This is a genomic window from Thermogutta sp. (assembly GCF_014359955.1).
Lineage (GTDB): Bacteria > Planctomycetota > Planctomycetia > Pirellulales > Thermoguttaceae > Thermogutta.
Genome location: NZ_JACIYL010000998.1, coordinates 1 through 1,384 on the forward strand (window position 1 = coordinate 1; position 1,384 = coordinate 1,384).

2 protein-coding genes are annotated in these 1,384 nt (G+C 57.6%); one reads left to right on the forward strand and one right to left on the reverse strand.

The annotated features are described in order from the left end of the window. On the forward strand, positions 1–1,003 hold a 1,003-nt coding region (locus tag H5U08_RS18880; RefSeq protein ID WP_366494900.1), incomplete at its 5' end, for a diadenylate cyclase. Between the two features lie 91 nt (positions 1,004–1,094). Here the strand turns inward: H5U08_RS18880 and H5U08_RS18885 are convergent. Then, a partial coding sequence (locus tag H5U08_RS18885; RefSeq protein ID WP_366494902.1) for a DUF6690 family protein occupies positions 1,095–1,384 on the reverse strand: 290 nt, incomplete at its 5' end.

Sequence of the window (1,384 nt, forward strand, 5' to 3'; positions counted from 1 at the left end):
CTTCCGATCTATGAACCCTGAAGCCCGGACACCGGCGGCCTCTGATCCCAAGTCGGCACCCTCCCCAGGTGGTGAAACTCTTCGCTTGACTGAAAACGTCAAATTGCTTTTGGAGCATGCCGCATCGGTGGCGAAAGCGGCAGAAGCAGCAGCCATTCTCGTTTTATGGTCGGGAAAAGCGGACTGGTCCCGCGTGACGGGGTTGCTCGGAGATCAAAAACTCATCGTCGCCGTGGACACGCCTGCCCAGGCTGAATCTCTCCAAAACTCCCAGGTCCACGTTGTGGTCACCAACATGCCGGAGTCAACGCCGCAAGACCGCCTTTCAGAGGCCCTTGTGGAGTGCGTGACAGAGGAATACGTGGCCCTGGGAGATGAATTGGTCGCCGTGTATGGGGCCTTCGATGCAGCGTCGCTGGACACCCTGAGTCTGTTTCGCCTTTCAGACTATTTGGGAAGACTGACGGTTCGTGAGTTACGGCAACTCAAGACAGACATCCCGGTCGAAACGCTCAAACTCGTGATCAATCTGGCCATCGAGATCGGCCGCGAAGGCCGTGAAGGAAAACCAGTCGGCACGATTTTCGTTATCGGGGATACCCGGCGGGTTCTGGCCCATACTCGACCTCTGGGCTTCGACCCTGTTCGAGGTTACAGCAAACGGGAGCGAAACCTCTTCGATTCCAAAGTTCGTGAGGGAATCAAAGAAATCGCGCAGCTCGACGGGGCGTTCATCATCAGCAAAGACGGATACGTCGTGGCTGCGTGTCGTCACATTGACTGCTCTGCTGATGGAATCTCCCTGAGCAAAGGCCTGGGTTCAAGACACTGGGCGGCGGCCGCCATCACTCGCCGCACAAAAGCCGTGGCGGTTTGCGTCAGTGAATCCAGCGGTACGGTGCGGGTGTTCCACGATGGCGAGGTCCGCATGCGCATCGAGCCCGAGCGAAAACGCGTTGTGGTCTGGCGGGACACTGACGGCAACCCGGAAACTGCCCGGTAGAGACGCACGGCCTGGGAGTCCTCGGGAAGCGACACCTTCCGGTTCCAGAAAGCCGCTGTTTCCGGACGAGAAGGCCCCGTGTCGTAAAGAGCTACCTCTCGGGACGTTCCATGACCAGGCTGAGATCGAAACGGTGTTGCGGATCGGTACTGGTCAAAATCCCGCGTGGCCGAATCCATAAATAGCTATGAGTTTCCCCCCGAGACCCCTCCTCCGGTACAACGTACAGGTAAACCGCTGGATTGTTCGTCGGGCGGTAAACAAATCCGTAATACGTGGCTAAAAAAGCCAGCAGCCGATTGGGGTTGCCGGTCGTCCCTTCGAACACAATTCTGCGAACCTGGCGCGAGGCATCAAAATAATAAGTGATCGTCCCGACCA